15 protein-coding genes, 1 tRNA gene and 1 pseudogene are annotated in these 17055 nt (G+C 66.2%); 5 read left to right on the forward strand and 12 right to left on the reverse strand.

Translation table 11 applies throughout. The features are described from left to right. Positions 1–105: 105 nt before the first annotated feature. The 3 genes and pseudogenes from istA (ACQPZX_RS35140) (at position 106) to ACQPZX_RS35150 (ending at position 2707) form a co-directional block, all read left to right on the forward strand. Positions 106–1727: pseudogene (gene istA / locus ACQPZX_RS35140) on the forward strand (IS21 family transposase). Further along, complete coding sequence (istB, locus tag ACQPZX_RS35145; protein WP_433365082.1) at positions 1724–2500, forward strand: IS21-like element helper ATPase IstB; 777 nt, start codon at positions 1724–1726, stop codon at positions 2498–2500. Before istA (ACQPZX_RS35140) ends, istB begins: the two are co-directional and overlap by 4 nt. Before the next feature lie 12 nt (positions 2501–2512). Then, positions 2513–2707: a hypothetical protein gene (locus ACQPZX_RS35150; RefSeq protein ID WP_433365084.1), complete on the forward strand. Its 195-nt coding sequence runs from the start codon at positions 2513–2515 to the stop codon at positions 2705–2707. A 56-nt stretch (positions 2708–2763) separates the two neighbouring features. Here ACQPZX_RS35150 and istA (ACQPZX_RS35155) read toward each other — a convergent pair whose 3' ends face one another. From istA (ACQPZX_RS35155) to ACQPZX_RS35185, 7 genes are all read right to left on the reverse strand, one after another. Further along, positions 2764–3960: an IS21 family transposase gene (gene istA, locus ACQPZX_RS35155; protein ID WP_433365087.1), complete on the reverse strand. Its 1197-nt coding sequence runs from the start codon at positions 3958–3960 to the stop codon at positions 2764–2766. A 374-nt stretch (positions 3961–4334) separates the two neighbouring features. Continuing rightward, positions 4335–5168 (reverse strand): alpha/beta fold hydrolase, encoded by an 834-nt coding sequence (locus ACQPZX_RS35160; protein WP_433365090.1) that lies wholly within the window; start codon positions 5166–5168, stop codon positions 4335–4337. 27 nt (positions 5169–5195) lie between these two features. After that, complete coding sequence (locus tag ACQPZX_RS35165; RefSeq protein ID WP_433365093.1) at positions 5196–5618, reverse strand: DoxX family protein; 423 nt, start codon at positions 5616–5618, stop codon at positions 5196–5198. Positions 5619–5721: 103 nt separating this feature from the next. Beyond that, entirely contained in the window at positions 5722–6567 is an 846-nt protein-coding gene (locus ACQPZX_RS35170) for an ABC transporter permease (RefSeq protein WP_433385584.1), read from the reverse strand. Then, on the reverse strand, positions 6465–7529 hold the full coding sequence (locus tag ACQPZX_RS35175; protein ID WP_433365096.1) for an ATP-binding cassette domain-containing protein: 1065 nt from the start codon (positions 7527–7529) through the stop codon (positions 6465–6467). Before ACQPZX_RS35175 ends, ACQPZX_RS35170 begins: the two co-directional genes overlap by 103 nt. A 103-nt stretch (positions 7530–7632) precedes the next feature. Continuing rightward, the gene (locus ACQPZX_RS35180) at positions 7633–8226 is read right to left on the reverse strand and encodes a PadR family transcriptional regulator (RefSeq protein ID WP_433365099.1); all 594 of its coding nucleotides are present in this window, start codon (positions 8224–8226) and stop codon (positions 7633–7635) included. A gap of 669 nt (positions 8227–8895) precedes the next feature. Next, positions 8896–9492 (reverse strand): DUF6461 domain-containing protein, encoded by a 597-nt coding sequence (locus ACQPZX_RS35185; RefSeq protein ID WP_433365102.1) that lies wholly within the window; start codon positions 9490–9492, stop codon positions 8896–8898. Between the two features lie 166 nt (positions 9493–9658). Here ACQPZX_RS35185 and ACQPZX_RS35190 point away from each other — a divergent pair, with 166 nt between their 5' ends. After that, complete coding sequence (locus tag ACQPZX_RS35190; protein WP_433365105.1) at positions 9659–9883, forward strand: hypothetical protein; 225 nt, start codon at positions 9659–9661, stop codon at positions 9881–9883. A gap of 171 nt (positions 9884–10054) precedes the next feature. Here the strand turns inward: ACQPZX_RS35190 and ACQPZX_RS35195 are convergent, their stop codons facing one another. The 4 genes from ACQPZX_RS35195 to cmk form a co-directional block, all read right to left on the reverse strand. Next, complete coding sequence (locus tag ACQPZX_RS35195; protein ID WP_433365107.1) at positions 10055–11290, reverse strand: IS110 family transposase; 1236 nt, start codon at positions 11288–11290, stop codon at positions 10055–10057. Positions 11291–13446: 2156 nt separating this feature from the next. Next, positions 13447–13520 (reverse strand) — tRNA-Pro (locus tag ACQPZX_RS35200). Positions 13521–13571: 51 nt separating this feature from the next. Continuing rightward, complete coding sequence (gene der / locus ACQPZX_RS35205; protein ID WP_433385587.1) at positions 13572–14948, reverse strand: ribosome biogenesis GTPase Der; 1377 nt, start codon at positions 14946–14948, stop codon at positions 13572–13574. Between the two features lie 20 nt (positions 14949–14968). Next, the gene (cmk, locus tag ACQPZX_RS35210) at positions 14969–15649 is read right to left on the reverse strand and encodes a (d)CMP kinase (protein WP_433365110.1); all 681 of its coding nucleotides are present in this window, start codon (positions 15647–15649) and stop codon (positions 14969–14971) included. A 110-nt stretch (positions 15650–15759) separates the two neighbouring features. Between cmk and ACQPZX_RS35215 the strand changes: the two genes are divergently transcribed. After that, positions 15760–16452 (forward strand): enoyl-CoA hydratase-related protein, encoded by a 693-nt coding sequence (locus tag ACQPZX_RS35215; RefSeq protein WP_433365113.1) that lies wholly within the window; start codon positions 15760–15762, stop codon positions 16450–16452. A gap of 17 nt (positions 16453–16469) precedes the next feature. Here ACQPZX_RS35215 and ACQPZX_RS35220 read toward each other — a convergent pair whose 3' ends face one another. Continuing rightward, positions 16470–17054, reverse strand: a complete 585-nt coding sequence (locus ACQPZX_RS35220) for a TetR/AcrR family transcriptional regulator (RefSeq protein ID WP_433365116.1) — start codon at positions 17052–17054, stop codon at positions 16470–16472. Position 17055: the final 1 nt, after the last annotated feature.

Below are 17055 nucleotides of genomic sequence, written 5' to 3' on the forward strand. Positions count from 1 at the left end.
CCGGAAGGTAGTCCCGATCGGGTGGATTCGATGTCGGCGAGTTTCGGCGCCACCGGGAGGGTGGGAGCATCGGCTGGTCGGGACGGAGGTCCGCCGATGCCGCGGATGTCGAAGGTCGAGTTGTTCGCGGCGATCCGCAGGGACTCACGGGCGGGCATGTCCGGACGCGCCATCGCGACCAAGTACCGGGTCAGCCGGCACACGGTGAGCGACGCGCTGGCGTCGGCATGGCCGGGCCGCGCGAACGCAAGCCTTTGCCGCCACGGCCGTCGGTGTTGGACCCGTTCAAGACCGCTGTCGACGTCATCCTTCGAGCGGATCTCGACGCGCCCCGCAAGCAACGGCATACCGCGAAGCGGATCTACGATCGGCTGATCGACGAACACGGCATGAACGGCGTCTCCTACCAGGTGGTCCGCGGCTACGTCGCCGAACGCAAGCCGAAGATCCGGGCCGAGGCAGGCCGCGGCCCGGTCAACGTATTCCTCCCGCAGACACACCAGCCCGGCGAGGAAGCCGAGGTCGACTTCGGTGAAGTCGTGATAAACCTGCGGGGTGAGCCGGTGACCTGCATGTTGTTCTCGCTGCGGCTGTCGTTCTCTGGCAAGGCGGTGCACCGGATCTTCGCTTCAGGCGGCAGCGAAGCGTTTCTGGAAGGCCACGCCCACGCGTTCACCACGCTGGGCGGCGTCCCGACCGGCAAGATCCGGTACGACAACTTGAAAGCCGCAGTCGCCCAAGTTCTCGGCTTCTCCCGCCAGCGGGTGGAGACGGCCCGATGGACCACCTTCCGATCCCACTACGGCATCGATGCTTTCTACTGTCAGCCAGGCCTGCAGGGCGCTCACGAGAAGGGCGGGGTCGAAGGGCAGATCGGCTGGTTCCGCCGCAATCATCTTGTCCCGGTTCCGCAAGTGGACTCGTTCGAGCAGCTCAACGCCATGGTGGGCGAATGGGATGCCGCTGATGACGCCCGACGCATCGGCACCCGCCCGCACACCGTCGGCGAGCACTTCGCCGTCGAGCAGCCACAACTGGCACCGCTACCGGACGAGGCGTTCGAGACCGGCACCTGGCTGACCCAGCGGGTCGACCGGTTCAGTCAGGTCACCGTCCGCACGAACCGCTACTCAGTGCCGGTTCGCCTGGTCGGTCGGCAAGTCCGGGTCCAGTTGCACGCCTCTGACCTCGTCGTCTACGACGGCCGCACCGAGGTTGCCCGGCACGAACGGCTGATGGCCAAGGCCCGATCCCGACTGGATCTCGATCACTACCTGGAGGCGCTCCTGCGCAAGCCCGGCGCGCTGCCCGGGGCCACCGCGTTGGAGCAGGCGCGGGCGGCGGGCAAGTTCACGCCAGTGCATGACGCCTGGTGGGAAGCGGTCCGCCGAGTCCACGGCGACGCCGCCGGCACCCGAGCACTGATCGAGGTCCTGCTGCTGCACCGGCATATGCCCCACGAGCACGTGGTCGCTGGCCTGGCCACTGCGGTCCGCGCCGGCGCACTCACCGCCGACGCGGTCGCGTTGGAGGCCCGCAAGTTCGCCGAGTCCGACGACCATCGGCCCACCGATGGCCCGACGATGCGGCATCCGGCCGGGAACGTGGTGTCGCTGACCGAGCGGCGGCTGGCGCAGCTGCCACCCGACCGGCGGCCGCTGCCCACGGTCATCGCCTACGACCAACTCCTCCGCCATCGCCGCACCGTCGAAGGGACCGGCTCATGACACGACACCGAGGACTCACCGAGCAGGCCGCTGACGCCGCCGTCGACTCCGCCTGTCGGCTGCTGCGGCTGCCCACCATCCGCTCCCAGTTCACCGAGCTGGCCGAGGCCGCCGCCCGCGACCAGATGACCTACCGCGGCTTCCTCGCCGAACTGCTGATGGCCGAGTGCGACGACCGGGCCCGGCGTCGCTCCGAACGCCGGATCAAAGCCGCCGCGTTCCCGCGGGACAAAAGCCTGCGCACCTTCGACTTCGACGCCAACCCGAACGTCGACCCCGCAGTCGTTCATACCCTCGCCACCTGCGACTGGGTGAGGAAGGGACTACCGCTCTGCCTGATCGGCGACTCTGGCACGGGCAAGTCCCACCTGCTCATCGCCCTAGGCACCGAAGCCGCGATGGCCGGCTTCAGGGTCCGCTACGTGCTGGCTACCAAACTCGTCAACGAGTTGGTCGAAGCAGCAGACGACAAGATCCTCGCCAAGACCATCGCCCGCTACGGCCGCGTCGACGTGCTCTGCATTGATGAACTGGGCTACATGGAACTCGACAAACGCGGCGCCGAACTCCTCTTCCAGGTTCTCACCGAACGTGAGGAGAAGGCGTCCGTCGCGATCGCCTCCAACGAGTCGTTTTCGGGCTGGACAAAGACCTTCACCGATCCACGGCTCTGCGCCGCGATAGTTGACCGGATCACCTTCGGCGGCAACATCATCGAGACCGGCACCGACTCCTACCGCCTCGCCCAGACCCGAGCTCGCACGCAATCCTGAACCGGCCGCCTCATGGACACTGACGAACCCTACGACGACCTGCTACCGCTACTGCTGGAAATCTGCGAGGACTTCTTCACTGGCACCGGTCCCGCAGTCCGCCACGAGGTCGACGCCCTCCTGCAAGCCAGGGACATCACCGGCGGGCCCGGCTGGCTGATCGACATGCTCGCACTCACCCGCCGACGTCTGGAAATCCCGACCTGACCCGGCGGGAAAAGCGCCCGGCCGACATCTGACTCACACGTGGGTGGCTCTCAAACTCACCGACATTGATCATGCCGACCGGCCCCAACTGGCTCTGAAACTCGCTTACAGACGGCTCTCGTTCTCGCAGACAGAATCAGGGCGTCGTGAACGGGCGTGAACCGCCCGGATGCCCTGGCCTGCTCCAGCGCTTTCGCACCGGGTAGCGCGCCCGGTTTGCGGAGGAGGACCTCGAGATAGTGGTCCAGCTCGACCCGGGTCGAGCCCTTGGTCATGAGCCGTTCGTGGCGGGCGATCTCGGTCCTGCCGTCGAACACGACCAGGTCGCTGGCGTTCAGGAGCACCCGGGCTTGACGGCCGACCATGCGCGCGGGCACGGAGTACTTGTTCATCCGGACCGTGACCTGGGCGTACCGGTCCACGCGCGGGGTGAACCAGCGGCCGGTCTCGAACGGCTCGGTCGGAAGGGGCGCGAGGAGTGGCTGCTCGGTGGCGAAGTGTTCCCCGACCGCGCGGGCGCGGGACCCGATCCGCCGGGCGTCGTCGGCTTCGTCCCAGGCGTCGACCATAGCGTTGAGCTCGGCGAGGGAGTCGACTTCTGGGATGGGGACGAGGTGGTTGCGTCGGAACCAGCCGATCTGCCCCTCGACGCCGCTCTTCTCGTGCGCACCTTGGATTCCGGGCTGGCAATAGAAGGCTTCGATGCCGTAGTGGGAACGGACGGCGGTCCACCTGTCGGCCTCGACCCGCTGGCGGGAGAACCCGATCACGCTCGCGACGGCGGCCTTGAGGTTGTCGTAGCGGATCTTCCCGGTCGGCACCCCGCCGAGCACGTTGAAGGCGTGGACGTGACCCTCGAAGAAGGCTTCCTGCCCAGCCGAGGCACTGACCCTGTGCACGGCCTTGCCCGAGTAGGAGAGCCGAAGGCTGAACAGCGCGCAGGTTACGAGCTCGCCGCGCAGGCGGATGGCGACGTCGCCGAAGTCAACCTCGGCCTCGCGGCCCGGGAGGTGCTCTTGCGGGATGAACGCGTTGGCAGGTTCCCGTCCGACCTCGACGCAAATCTCGCGGCGCCGGGTGGCGACGTACTCGCGGACCATCCAGTACGACACCACCCCGGCCCCGTCATGTTCGTCAAGCAGTCGATCGAAGATCCGCTTCGCCGTGTGTCGCTGCTTCCGCGGCGCGTCGAGGTCCGAGCGCAGCCAGTCGTCGATCACCACTCGGTACGCCGTGGGCTCGACTTTCGGCACCGGGCCACCGCCCGGGAACGGTGACCGCATGCGACCACAGCCCGGAATCACTGGCCCTACCGAGGTGCCTGGTCATGTGCTGCGCAGGGCTTCGGTGGGCGGTACTGAGTCGGCCCGGAATGCGGGGTACGACCGACGACGGAGCCGATGAGCAGCAAGTAGGCCAGGTCGAGTCCCACTGAAGCCCAGGTCAGTACGACGGCCCGGCCTTGCGTGGTGACGAAGACGTTGGTGACGAGCACGCCCAGGATCAGGCCTGTGATGCCGCCGACGACATCAACCTCGACACTACCTGTCCGCCCCGTGTCCCTGGCGCGACGAAGATCTGCTTGCGCGGTGCCTAATCGGTATTCCCGCAACACCTCGCGGGCCCCTCAGTGTTCGCTGCTGAAGAACCGTAGCAACAGCGGGCCGACGGTCTGTGGGTCGACGACGTGATCCGGCCCCTCGAGGGTCTCCCGTTGAGCGTGGGGTAATTGGTCTGCAAGCTCGTCGGCTGCGCGGTCGAAGAAGTCCGAGGGCAGGCCTGCCATATAAGGGACCGTGATCGGGCCTCCGGTGGTGACCAGGACCGGTTGGGTGACCGTTGCCAGTCGATCGGCCGGCAATTGGTAGCGGTTGAGGAAGACGCTGTCGTGGACCAGCGTGGGCGCGAGGGCGACCGAATGCGCCCAATGCGCCGTCTGCTTGCCTGCCGCTTTCCTGGCCGCGATGTTGTCGTCGGAGGCGCCGGTCATGCGCATGAACAGTTCGAGAACCTCCTCATCTCGCCCGGCGTCGAAGGCGCGTCGGGTGTCTGCGATGTACTCCTCGAATCGCGGGCGTATGTCGTCCCCGACCGCGTAGGGCACCTCCCAGACGGCGATCGTGTCGATGGCTGACCCGGCCGCGGCGGCTTCCAGCGCCAGCGCGCCGCCTGAGGACGCCCCGAACAGGTGTGCCGAGCCGCCCGCCTCCGCGATCAACGCATCCAGGTCTTCGATCTCCCTTTCCACGGCGTAGGGCTCGGTGAAGCCGCTCGCGCCGCGTCCCCGACGGGCATAGTTGTAGACCGTGAAGTGCTCGGCGAGTGCCGGCGCCAAGGGAGCGTTCTCGGCTCCGTCGTCGAGTGCCCCGCCCACCAGAATGACGGCCGGGCCGCTTCCCTTCCGGTCGTAGGCGATGGTGGTGCCATCGTTTGATGTCACGCGAAAGGCCATCTCGTTCATCTCACATCTCCGTTCGAGAGGTTTGTCTCAGCGCCTGAGCAGCGTGCCGACGACGGCCTCGGTGCGCGACCACCGCGTCCTTGCGATCACGGCCGCCACGACGAGTAAGGCGAGCGGCAGCCAAGGGCTCTGCTCGAGCACGAACTGATCGGTGATGACAGCACCGGTCAGCAATGCCGCCAACCCGAGACTGGCCAGGCCCGCCAGAGCCGGGATCAGAAGTCCAACCCCTCCCGCGACCTCCAGCGCTCCGACCAGGTACCGGAGCCACTGGCCAGCCCCGATGTCGGCGAACATGTCCACCATGACCGGGTCGCCGGCGAGCTTCGAGATTCCGCCGCTGGCGATTATCGCCGCCAGCACGACTTGCAGAATCCAGACGCCGATGCTGCTCGCCCGCCCGGGCGTGTGCGCAACGGTTTCCGAGTTGTTCTTGGGGATGGTGCTCATGCGTCTCTCCTTGTCGTGTCCGGGCCTGGTACCGGTGATGGCGTTGGCCGAGTGGGCCGGGTTGTCGGAGTTGATGTCGACCAAGTGCTCGCGGTAGCGGCATCTACTTCTTGTTGCGGTAGAGGACCATGGTGATGGGACCGAAGACCGCGACGAGAAGTACGGACGAGACGAGCACCCAGCCGATTTCCCCGGCGGGCACCGAGCCGTGCATCAGGCCGCGTACCACGGTCGCCAGGTGGGTGATCGGGTTGACCTCGATGACCGCCTGAAGCCATCCGGGCATCGTGTTCGGGTCCACGAAGATGTTGCTCACGAACGTCAGTGGGAACATCACCATCATGCTGACTCCCGCCACCGAGTTCGGCGTGCGCAGGATCAGGCTGAGCATCGTCCACAGCCACGACAGGCAGAACGAGAACACCAGCAGCAGCACCACCGAGAGCACCACGCCGACGGCGCCACCCTCCGGCCGGAACCCGAGGACCAGGCCGAGCGTGATGACGATCGCCGACCCGATCGAGTAGCGCACCAGATCGCCGAGCAGGGCGCCGACCAGCGGGGACGGTCGCCACACCGGAAGTGACCTGAACCTGTCGAACACCCCCTTCTGGATGTCGGTGTTCAGCGTTATGCCGGTGTTCATGGTGATCATGACGTTCGCCTGCACCAGGATGCCGGGCAGCAGGAACTGTAGGTATTCCTGTGTCGACCCGGCGAGCGCGCCGCCGAACAGGTAGGTGAACATCAGCGTGAACATGATCGGGAACATGGTCACGTCGACGAGTTGCTCGGGCACGTGTTTGATCTTCAGCAGGGCCCGCCAGCCGAATGTCAACGAGGTGCTCACCGGACCGGGTCGGGGCGGGCGCTCACCGGCCAACAGCACACTGCGCAGCGCGTCCTCGGTGACCGGCGGCGACGCCTGCTCCGCGGTCGTGGCATTGATGCGGCATCCTCCTCGGGTGTCTCCTCGGCGGCGTGTCCGGTCAGGGTGAGGAACACCTCGTCCAGGCTCGGCTGACCGAGCGCGAACTCGGTGACGTCGATGCCGCTGCGGGACAGCTCGGCCAGGGAACGGGCGACCCGCTCGGGGTCGGAGATCCGCGCGGACAGCGCGGCCGGGTCGGCGGAGGGCTCGGCCGGCACCTCGAGGACGCCGGCGAGGACCCGTTCGGCCTCGGCCCGCTGCTCGGGCGCACGTAGCCGTACGTGCAGCGAGCCGGCGCCGACCGATGCCTTGAGCTGGCCGCTCGTGCCCTCGGCGACCACCTTCCCGTGGTCGATCACCGCTATCCGGTCGGCCAGCTGGTCGGCCTCGTCGAGGTACTGCGTGGTCAGCAACACGGTGGTGCCCTCGGAGACCATGCCCCTGACGATCTCCCAGACCTGGTTCCTGCTGCGCGGGTCGAGCCCGGTCGTGGGCTCGTCGAGGAAGATCAGTTCGGGGGTGACGACCAGGCTCGCCGCGATGTCGATGCGCCGGCGCATCCCGCCGGAGTACTTCTTCACCTGCCGGTCAGCCGCCTCGGCAAGACCGAACGCGTCGAGCAGGTCGGCCGCCCGCTCCCTGCCTCGGCGGCGTGAGTAGCCGAGCAGCCTGGCGAGCAGCAACAGGTTCTCCACCCCGGTGAGATCCTCGTCGACCGACGCGAACTGCCCGGTGAGGCCCACCCTGCTCCGCACCGCCCGGGCGTCACGCACGACGTCGTAGCCGAGCACTTGCGCCTCTCCGGCGTCGGGGCGCAGGAGCGTGGCGAGCATGCGGATCGCGGTGGTCTTGCCCGCCCCGTTCGGACCGAGCACGCCGTACACGCCCCCGGCGCTCACGGCCAGGTCGACACCGGCGACCGCGTGGGTCTTGCCGAAGCTCTTCTTCAACCCTCTCGTCTCGATCGCGAGCTTTCCCATGGGTTCGATTCCTTCTCTCGGTGTTGCGAACGGATTGGTTGAGCTAGTCAAGTTTGACTACGCGGCCGGAGTGCACGAGGAGGAAAGGTCTAGTCAAGGTTGATTAGAAGCGCATCTTGAGGGGATCGTGGACCGTTCGCCACGAACCCGGATCATCGGCCATGGTGTAGGCGCCCTCAGACAGTCGTTTGCTCAGGTTCTTCGCCCACTCCAGTTCGGTGCGTGCGTGTCCCGCCCACAGTTCGGCCTGATCGCGGACGTGTTCGGGAATGTCGGGGTTCGGGTTCTCCCACCCCTTGGCCTGCCCTACGAGCTCCGCTTCCAGGCGCGCGACCCGCTCGTTAACGTGCGCGATGGCATCTGTCCTGGTCAGCATGGGCAACATGGCGATGGCCGCGTCGAGCATGGTGGGCTCATGGGTGCGCCGCAGACCGTCGCGGACCAGTTCGACTATCTCGTCACGTCCCCGAGCTGTCGCGCGGTACAGAACACGCTCCGGCCCGGAGTTGCCCGGCTCGGCGTGTTCGGTGAGGAGGCCATCAGCCGCCGCCTTCTTCAGCGCGTGATAAATCGAGCCGGGATTGATCTTGGCCCAAATCTCTGCACCCCAGCTCTGCAGTTCGGACCGCACCTGGTAGCCATGCGCGCCGCCGGAGAGGTGCACGATACCGAGTACCAGGAGCTTCGTCGCCGACATACGCCCACCTCCGCTCAATCTGCTTGTCTCGATCGCGAGCTTCCCATGGGTTCGATTCCTTCTCTCGGTGTTGCGAACGGATTGGTTGAGCTAGTCCAGTTTGATTACTTGGCCAGAGTACGCGAGGAGGAAAGGTCTAGTCAAGGTTGATTAGAAGCGCATCTTGAGGGGATCGTGGACCGTTCGCCACGAACCCGGATCATCGGCCATGGTGTAGGCGCCCTCAGACAGTCGTTTGCTCAGGTTCTTCGCCCACTCCAGTTCGGTGCGTGCGTGTCCCGCCCACAGTTCGGCCTGATCGCGGACGTGCTCGGGGGTGTGGCCCAAGCCACAAAGCAGCCATGCGCGCCGCCGGAGAGGTGCACGATACCGAGTACCAGGAGCTTCGTCGCCGACATGCGCCCACCTCCGCTCAATCTGCTCGGACTCGCTCCGCTTGCGCGCCCGCCAGGGTGGGTCAACTCCCACCAACACTAGGGTGCTCTCCTGGTCCGGGTGGTGTCAGCACTGACCTACAAACGGTGCTGGTGGAGACCTCCAAAGCCACGTTGCCGGTCCCCGTGTCCCAGGGTGATGGTCGACAGTTCCGTCGGCGTTCAGGCACCACGCCGGCGAGAGGCAAGGGACGCTGCCGGCGTTGGCGGGTAATCGAAACGGATATAATCCGACCTACGGTTTCTTTGCGTAGCCGCCCAGATAAGTGGCTCCGACTACATCATCCTCTTGAAGGCGCAGGCCCGTCAATTCTTCCGCTAATGCGAACGCGAGTAATTCGAACCTATAGCCGGGTTCAGTCTCGCCGGTGAGGTCGTAGCCAACGGACCTCATTGCATCCGCGAGCTGGTCGGCCTTCGGTCCGTGCAGGGTTCCGGGGGCCGAAGGTTCGACTGCGGCGGTTATCGTGCCATCCTCGGCGACTACGAATTCGTCCTGCAAATTGACATTGAGATAGTGTGCCACCAGGAGGGTGCCGGCGGAAAGCAGCTTGCTGTACCGCGGGCTGACGCCGATGAAGCCGTTTGGCTCAACCATCAAGGACCAGCCGCGTACTTCGGTTACGCCGATCAGAGCCAAGTCACCGGCGTCGTGGTCACCGACCAGTTGGACCAGCTCGTCGATCCCTCGGATGGTCCTTTGGTCTTTACTCTTGAGGCGACTTAGTACTGCGTCTGGTGTTACGCCTCTGACCAGAGTGACGCAGTAGGCGTTTGCGAGTTCGCCCGTCGTAGCGGGAAACCATGCGTAGTTGTCAGCCCGAGCAGCCATGGTTCAATGGTGCCACCAGATCTGGGCGTTGACTGCTCCTTGCGTCTTGAGTAACCGTGGATATCAGGTAGCGGCGGACATACGCACGCCCAGCGGCAGATCAGGATGGAGCACGGCCGGAGGGCCCGCCTTGCCGAGCGTTTATCGGTCAACGGATGATCGGCATGTGCATTACGTTCGCGCGGAGGCTGTCCGATGGATCGATATCGACTGGCCGGGCTGGGTAGAGGTACACCTGCATGAGTCGGACGGCACGGTCGCGGTGCTCGTCGACGAGGTTCCCATCTTCGACGACAGCGACCGGCTAGCGCCCGGAACGCTTCCCGTGGAAGTCGAGATTCCGTGCGATGTGCTCGAGTGGGTCGTAGATCCTGCCGACAACCGGGTCTAGCTCATCCGGTTGCGATCGGACGTCGAGGATCGGCGTGGTCGGACGAGGTTCCACGTCGATGAACGCATCCTTGTTTCGCGCTCCTGAGCAGACCGCGAGGCCGTCACGATCTGCGACAACGCGACTCCCTTCGAAGAGCGATCAGCGGCAGACATCCCATGTTTTTCAAAGTCAAGTATTGGGTTGCAGATGGGCCCAGGCGGTGGTCTCGTCGTAGGTTCTGCCGGTCTTGAGGCAGCCGTGCAGGATGCCGACGAGGCGGTTGCCGAGCTGACGTAGGGCGGCTTGGTGTCCGGTGCCGCGGTCACGTAAAGACTGGTAGTAGGCGCGGGCGCCGGGTGAGCCGCGCATCGCGCAGAACGCCCACTGGTGCACCGCGTCGGCGAGGCGCCGGTTGCGGGCGTAGCGGGCGAGCACCACCCGCCGATTGCCGGATGCGCGGGTGATTGGTGAGGTGCCGGCGTAGTTGCGGCGGGCTTTGCCGTCGGCGTAGCGGTGCGGGTCGTCGCCGAACTCGCCGAGGATCCGGGCGCCGAGCACGGTCCCGAGGCCGGGCAGGCTCAGGTAGCGCTCAGCGTCCCGGTGCCGGCCAAAATGGTTGGCCACCACCTGCCCGAGCTCGGCGATCTCGATGTTCAGAATGTTGATCAGCTGGACCTGGCTCGACACGATCGCCGCGTAGGCGGTTTGCACTGGCCGGGGCTGACGTAGCTGGTCGGCTTTCAACTTCTGCTGGATCGCTGTGGCCCGCCCTTCGAGGTCACGGCGACCCGCCCGGCGCAGCGCGGCGACAATCGTGAGCCGCGGCAGCCGGGCGGCCCGGTCCGGATCCGGGGCCCGGTCCAGCAGCTCCAGAGTTTCGCCAGCGGCCAGATCCTCGAATGCCTGCAAGGCAGCGGGGAAGAACTCTCGCAGCGCTGACCGAAGCCGTAGCACCTGCCGGGTGCGGTCCCAGATCAGGCTCTGATGCGCCCGGGCCAACAGTTTCACCGCTTCCGCGATCGGGCTGTCCCCGGCAACCTGCCGGTGGTGGGCGTGATCGAGCCGGACGATCTCGGCCAGCACGTGCGCGTCACCCTGATCGGACTTCGCGCCCGAGGTGGAATGCCGTTCTCGATACCGGGCCGATGACATTGGGTTGATCGCATATACCTGGTAGCCGGCCGCGAGTAATGCCTGCACCCAGGTGCCGCGGTCGGTCTCGATCCCGATCCGCACCCTCCCAGCGGCCTCGCCCGGCTCCAAGTCCGCCCAGGCCACCGGCATGTGCTCCGCGATCAACGCATGCAAGCGAGTGATGCCCTCGAGACCTTCGGGCAGCCGCGCCCGGGCCAGCCGGCGCCCGTCCTCGCCTTGTATCTCAACGTCGTGGTGGTCCTCGGCCCAGTCGTCTCCGACCCAGATCAAGCTGCACCTCCCGCTCCGACAACTTCCGGGTAGCAGCCTGGAGGAGACGCCAGCGATCTAATAGCCAAGTGCTCACCACACCACAGCGGGGCACGTCATCTCATCAGCTGTCTCATCTCCTCACGACCAACAGGCGCACGGTCTGCCGCAAGACCTCACAAGGTCAAATGAGTGGAGTGCTGACCCGCCGGCCGCTACCGGAGCCATCCTGCACCAGCAGGCTGACGGAACCTATTAGAAGAGGACGTCACCCCGCAACCTGACCGTCCGTACCCTTTGCGGTGTCGGCCAGCGCCCGAAGCCGCCGAACTTCATCGAGTAACTCACGATCCGAGGGAACTGCAAGAACTGTCAGACCCGCGGGTCCCGGTTCTCTGCTAGTCATTCTTAGAGCCGTGGTGAGCCAGGCGCGGAGGTCAGCGAGTTCGCGAGCGGGATCGGGCACGTGACGAGTCTGCCAGCGCCGCAGCCTCTATGTGGCCGGGGACCACCTCAGCGCTCGGACCGGACCAGGACCGCACACTATTGGCGGCATGAGAGCGCGTTGCGGGCCGGAGTGGGATTTGAATCGCTGGTGAGCCAGGCACACCAGGGGCCGTGAGCACATACAAGCATTTCTGCAAGATGCGCTCTTCCGGCAATCGATCAATCAGACAACGGCATCGAATGACAAATTTTCGGCATTCCAAGAGAATTTCTGCGCCTGGTTCCACCACTCAGGGAGATCGCCACCCGAAGCTGAAGGAGTCCACTGCGGATCCCCGATAAGGATTGCAACCTCAAAACTTGGAGATGGCATTCCCCATGATGCATCCGCTTCACTGGCCCGGGGTAGGCGCCATTCTCGATACCATAGCCAGTCAGATGGATTGGAGCCAGGGTGAGGGTTCGGTAGATAGAGCGAACAGAACGCTCGAAGCGTGTCAACGCCGAGGTCTCCGGGATTTTGCCGGAGCAGTCCCATGAGTGCATCGTCACCTTCGGAGGTTAGTGATAGAACTGGACCCGCCCCAATTCTCGCTAGAAGGCCACGCTTAAATCCGATCCCCCACGGCTGTACTCCACATTTCCCAACCAGAAATCGAGCATGCTCAAGATCGTGTCCGGCTTCGGAGAAGCAGACTACAGGACGCCCCCCATAGTGTTGCGGGAACGCGAGAATCTCCCCTGATGTCAGGATTGAGTCGAGGCGTCCCGAGGGTGACATATGGACAATATTTTCAGGAACGTTGCCGGTTGTGCGATGCTTCTCTCGGCCACAAAAATGGATCAGATAGTCAGTATTCTGCGGAATTCCAGGCTGCCCCATGCTACGAATGTACGATGACGGGGCAGCGGCTGCACGCATTCCCGGGAATTGCCGCACCGCCCGGTCAATAAATTCTCTTCTATCGATATACTTCCTGCCGGGGAATCCTATTTGGCGCCTACTCTCATCGGCTACCAAATCCGGACGTCGCCGGCTACCTCGACATCACCGTTTGTAGCCGACGTGTTTCGGGCGCTGCTCCGGCTCGCACTCCCGCCGCCATCCACCTGGTTCACGCCCCACTGCACCACCGCCGGCATCGCCAACGGCTGGCTGGCGTTCAGTCGGCACAACGGCGACAGCCACGGGATCACCGGAGACCACCGCGGCCCACCTCCGCGCAGGATCATGAAGCCATGGTCAGGACAACCGCACGGGCGATCTGCACCTTGGCGAGACACGATGTGAGCTGCCGCCACGAGGACCGGGACAGGCGCCGGCCGTCTGAACGCCGCCCACCGGTGGGCAAGCGCCAGGCATTCGCCGTGGCCGCCGGCTACGACCCGCGCCCGGGCGGCCGAGTCAAGATCACCGTACGAGCGTTCGTGTCACCGATGTGTCGTGATCATCCAGAGTGGACATCGAACAACCGCGATACTCAAGGTCACAGGCACAAGCCGACGGCCGGCGGATCACGGGAGGGAATACCTGCTCAATGCCACTTTCGGGATGCGTGCGCTCGCGTGGAGCCCGGACGCCGCACTCCCCCACCGGCCCCCAGGAAGGACGCGATCAACGACGATCCGATAAACCGTACGCGCGTTCGGGCAAAAATGCGTGTCGTGAAGATCCGGTGGCATTCACGGGAGGAAATGAAAAAGGCCAGCTGAGCTGGCCTTTCACAAAGTCGGGCTGACAGGATTTGAACCTGCGACCCCTTGACCCCCAGTCAAGTGCGCTACCAAGCTGCGCTACAGCCCGATGCCACCCGGCAACCAACCACCGCGCGGCAACTTCTACACCCTACATGCCCTACCCGTGGGCCTTTCCGCGACCCCCCGGTCCGGTCTTCTTCCGGGGCTTCACCGACAGCTCGATGGGCGACCCCTCAAACCCGAACTCCTCGCGGAGCTTGCGCTCGATGAAGCGCAGATACCCGGCGTCAAGCGGCCCAGTAGTGAAGAGCACGAACCGCGGCGGCGCCACCCCGGCCTGGGTAGCGAACAAGATTCGCGGCGCGCGGCCGCCACGGACGGGGTGCGGCGTGGCCTGCGTCAGCGCCGTCAACCACTGATTGAGAGCTCCGGTGGGCACCCGCTGCTCCCACGAATCGAGAGCCCTGCGCAGCGCCGGCGCGAGCTTGTCTACCGCGCGGCCGGTCTTGGCGGAGATGTTCACCCGGACGGCCCAAGGGATGCGCTTGAGCTCGCGGTCGATCTCCTTGTCGAGATAGATCCGGCGGTCGGCGTCGACCAGGTCCCACTTGTTGAAGGCGATCACCAAGGCCCGCCCGGCGTCGACCACCTGCGACAGCACCCGCTGGTCCTGCTCGCTGATCACCTCGGAGGAGTCCAGCAGCACGACCGCCACCTCGGCGGCCTCGACGGCGCCGGCCGTCCGCAGCGAGGCGTAGTACTCGGTCCCCGAGGCCTGGTTGACGCGCTTACGGAGGCCTGCCGTGTCGACGAACTGCCAGACCTCGCCGTCCATCTCGACGAGCGAGTCGACGGGGTCGACGGTGGTGCCGGCTACCGAGTCGACTACCGCTCGCTCCTCTTTCGAGAGCTTGTTGAGCAGCGACGACTTGCCGACGTTCGGGCGGCCGACCAGCGCGACCCGCCTAGGGCCACGCGGGCCGCCTTCCACGATCGGGGGAGGCGAAGGGAGGGCGGCGAGGATGTCGTCGAGCAGGTCGCCGGAGCTGCGGCCGTGCAGGGCGGAGATGGGATGCGGTTCGCCGAGGCCCAGCGACCAGAGCGACACCGCTTCCATTTCCAGCGAAGCGTTGTCGGCCTTGTTGGCGACCAGGATGACGGGCTTGTGGCTGCGCCGCAGCATCTTGACGGCGGCCTCGTCGACATCGGTGGCGCCGACGGTGACGTCGACGACGAAGACGACCACGTCGGCGGTCTGGACGGCGATCTCGGCCTGGGCGGCGATGGCGGCGGCCCGGTCGCGGGCGTCGGGCTCCCAGCCGCCGGTGTCGACGACGGTGAAGCGGCGGCCGCTCCACTGGGCGTCGTAGGGGACGCGGTCGCGGGTCACGCCGGGCACGTCCTCGACGACCGCCTGGCGGCGGCCGATGATGCGGTTGACCAGGGTGGATTTGCCTACGTTAGGGCGGCCGACGACGGCGACAACCGGGACAGGGCCAGCCGAGGCGGAATCGGAAATTTCCGAAAAATCCAGATCCTCGGCGGAGAGGTCACTCACTGACTCACCTTGCTGTTGAGAAGCTTCAAAAGGTACGCGACGACCTCGTCGATCCCCATGCCGGTCGTGTCGACCTCGAGGGCGTCGGACGCCTGCCGCAACGGGTCGGCCGCCCGCGAGGAGTCCAGTTTGTCCCGCCGGGCCAGGTCGGCCTCGGTGGCGGCCACGTCGGTGGCGTCCTCGGCGCTGCGGCGAGCGGCCCGGGCGGCGGCCGACGCCGTCAGATAGACCTTGAGGTCGGCGGTGGGCGCCACCACCGAGGCGATGTCCCGGCCCTCGACCACGATCCGCGGCTCGCCGGCGATGATCGCCCGCTGGAGTGCCACGAGGTGCTTGCGCACGGCCGGCACGGCAGCGACCGCCGAGACCGCGCCCGTCACCTCAGGCCCCCGGATCGGGCCGTCGACGGCGACCCCGTTGACGGCGAAGTGCGGAGCAGACGGGTCGGTCCCGATCGACAACTCCGTCGAGAGAGCGACCTTGGCGATGGCCTCGGCATCATCCAAGAAGACGCCGGCCTGCAACACCGCCCAGGTCACCGCGCGGTACATCGCGCCGGTGTCGAGGTACACCCCGTCGATGGCGGCGGCGAGTCGCCGGGAAACAGTGGACTTGCCGGAACCCGAGGGCCCGTCGACGGCCACCACACACTTCTCCGGCCGCACTTCTTCCGCCACCGTTCCTCCCGAGTTCGCCCGCCCGACCAACCCTCCCATTGTGCCCGCCGTAGAAACCATCGACGAACTAGGGTATGTTACCCGCGAGTAATAATGGAGGGAGCGACAACATGCCCACGCTCGACCGCCACGACTCCGTCTTCGTGCTCGACCTCGGCGACACCGAGAACCGCTTCCACCCCGACTGGATGACCAGCGTCAACGACCTGCTGACCGAGGTGGAGAAGGGCGACGACCCGCGCGCGCTGGTCACCACCGCGAGCGGCAAGATCTGGTCCAACGGCCTCGATCTCGAGTGGCTCGGCGAGCATCCCGACCAGTTCGCGACCTACATCACCTCGGTGCACGCGCTCTTCGCCCGGTTCCTCAGCCTGCCGGTGGTCACCGTCGCGGCGCTGCAGGGCCACACGTTCGCCGCCGGCGCCATGCTCAGCCTCAGCCACGACCTGCGGGTGATGCGGGCCGACCGCGGCTTCTGGTGCCTGCCCGAGGCCGACATCAACATCCCGTTCTCGGTCGGCATGAGCGCGCTGATCCAGTCGCGGCTGACGCCGGCGACGGCCCACGAGGCCATGGTCACGGCCCGTCGTTTCGGCGGCATTGACGCGTACGGGAAACAGATCGTCGACGAAGCGGTGAGCGAGCCTGAGGTGCGCGAGCGTGCGGTGGCCCTCGCTCAGCAGCACGCTTCCAAGGCCGGTCCGGCACTGCAAACCATCAAGACCAGGATGTACGCCTCCGTCCTGGCGGCCCTGAAGTCGGAGGACGGGAACACCCCCGAGCCGGCATTGTTCCGCCGCTAGGAAGCGCTAGACGGGCACTAGACGCCCGCCGGCCCGAGCGGATGCGCTCCCTCGGGCCGCAGCCCGTCGAAGATCAGCCCGAGGTAGCGCCGCCACAGCTCCGGCGGCGCGTCGGGGACGAAGCTGACCACGTGCGCCGGCGCACACATCAGCAAAATCACGTCCATGCCCGAAATATCGCGCCGAATCGCCCCAGCGGCCTGCGCCCTCTCCACCAGCGCGATGATCGCCGCGAAGAGCCGCTCCCGCGCCGATGCGAGCCGGTCGTTGATCTCGCCGGCATCGCGCAGGAACGAGAAGTCGAGCTGCTGCTGCTTGTCCGCGGCCGCCGTCAGGAACTCGAAGAGCGCCGCCCCTGCGTCGGAAGCGACGTGCAAATCCAGGGCCAGCACCGCGAGCGAGTCAACCCGATCCAGCACCACGGCGGCCAGCAGATCGTCCTTGGTCGGGAAGTGCCGGAAGACCGTTCCCTTCCCGACCCCGGCCCGCCGGGCGATATCCGCCACCGAAGCGTCCACGCCGCGAGAGGCGAACTCCGCGGCCGCCGCCGCCAGCAGCAGCGATCGGTTGCGCGCGGCGTCGGCTCGCAGGGCACGGGTCACA

This window comes from Actinoplanes sp. CA-142083 (assembly GCF_050942195.1).
Lineage (GTDB): Bacteria > Actinomycetota > Actinomycetes > Mycobacteriales > Micromonosporaceae > Actinoplanes.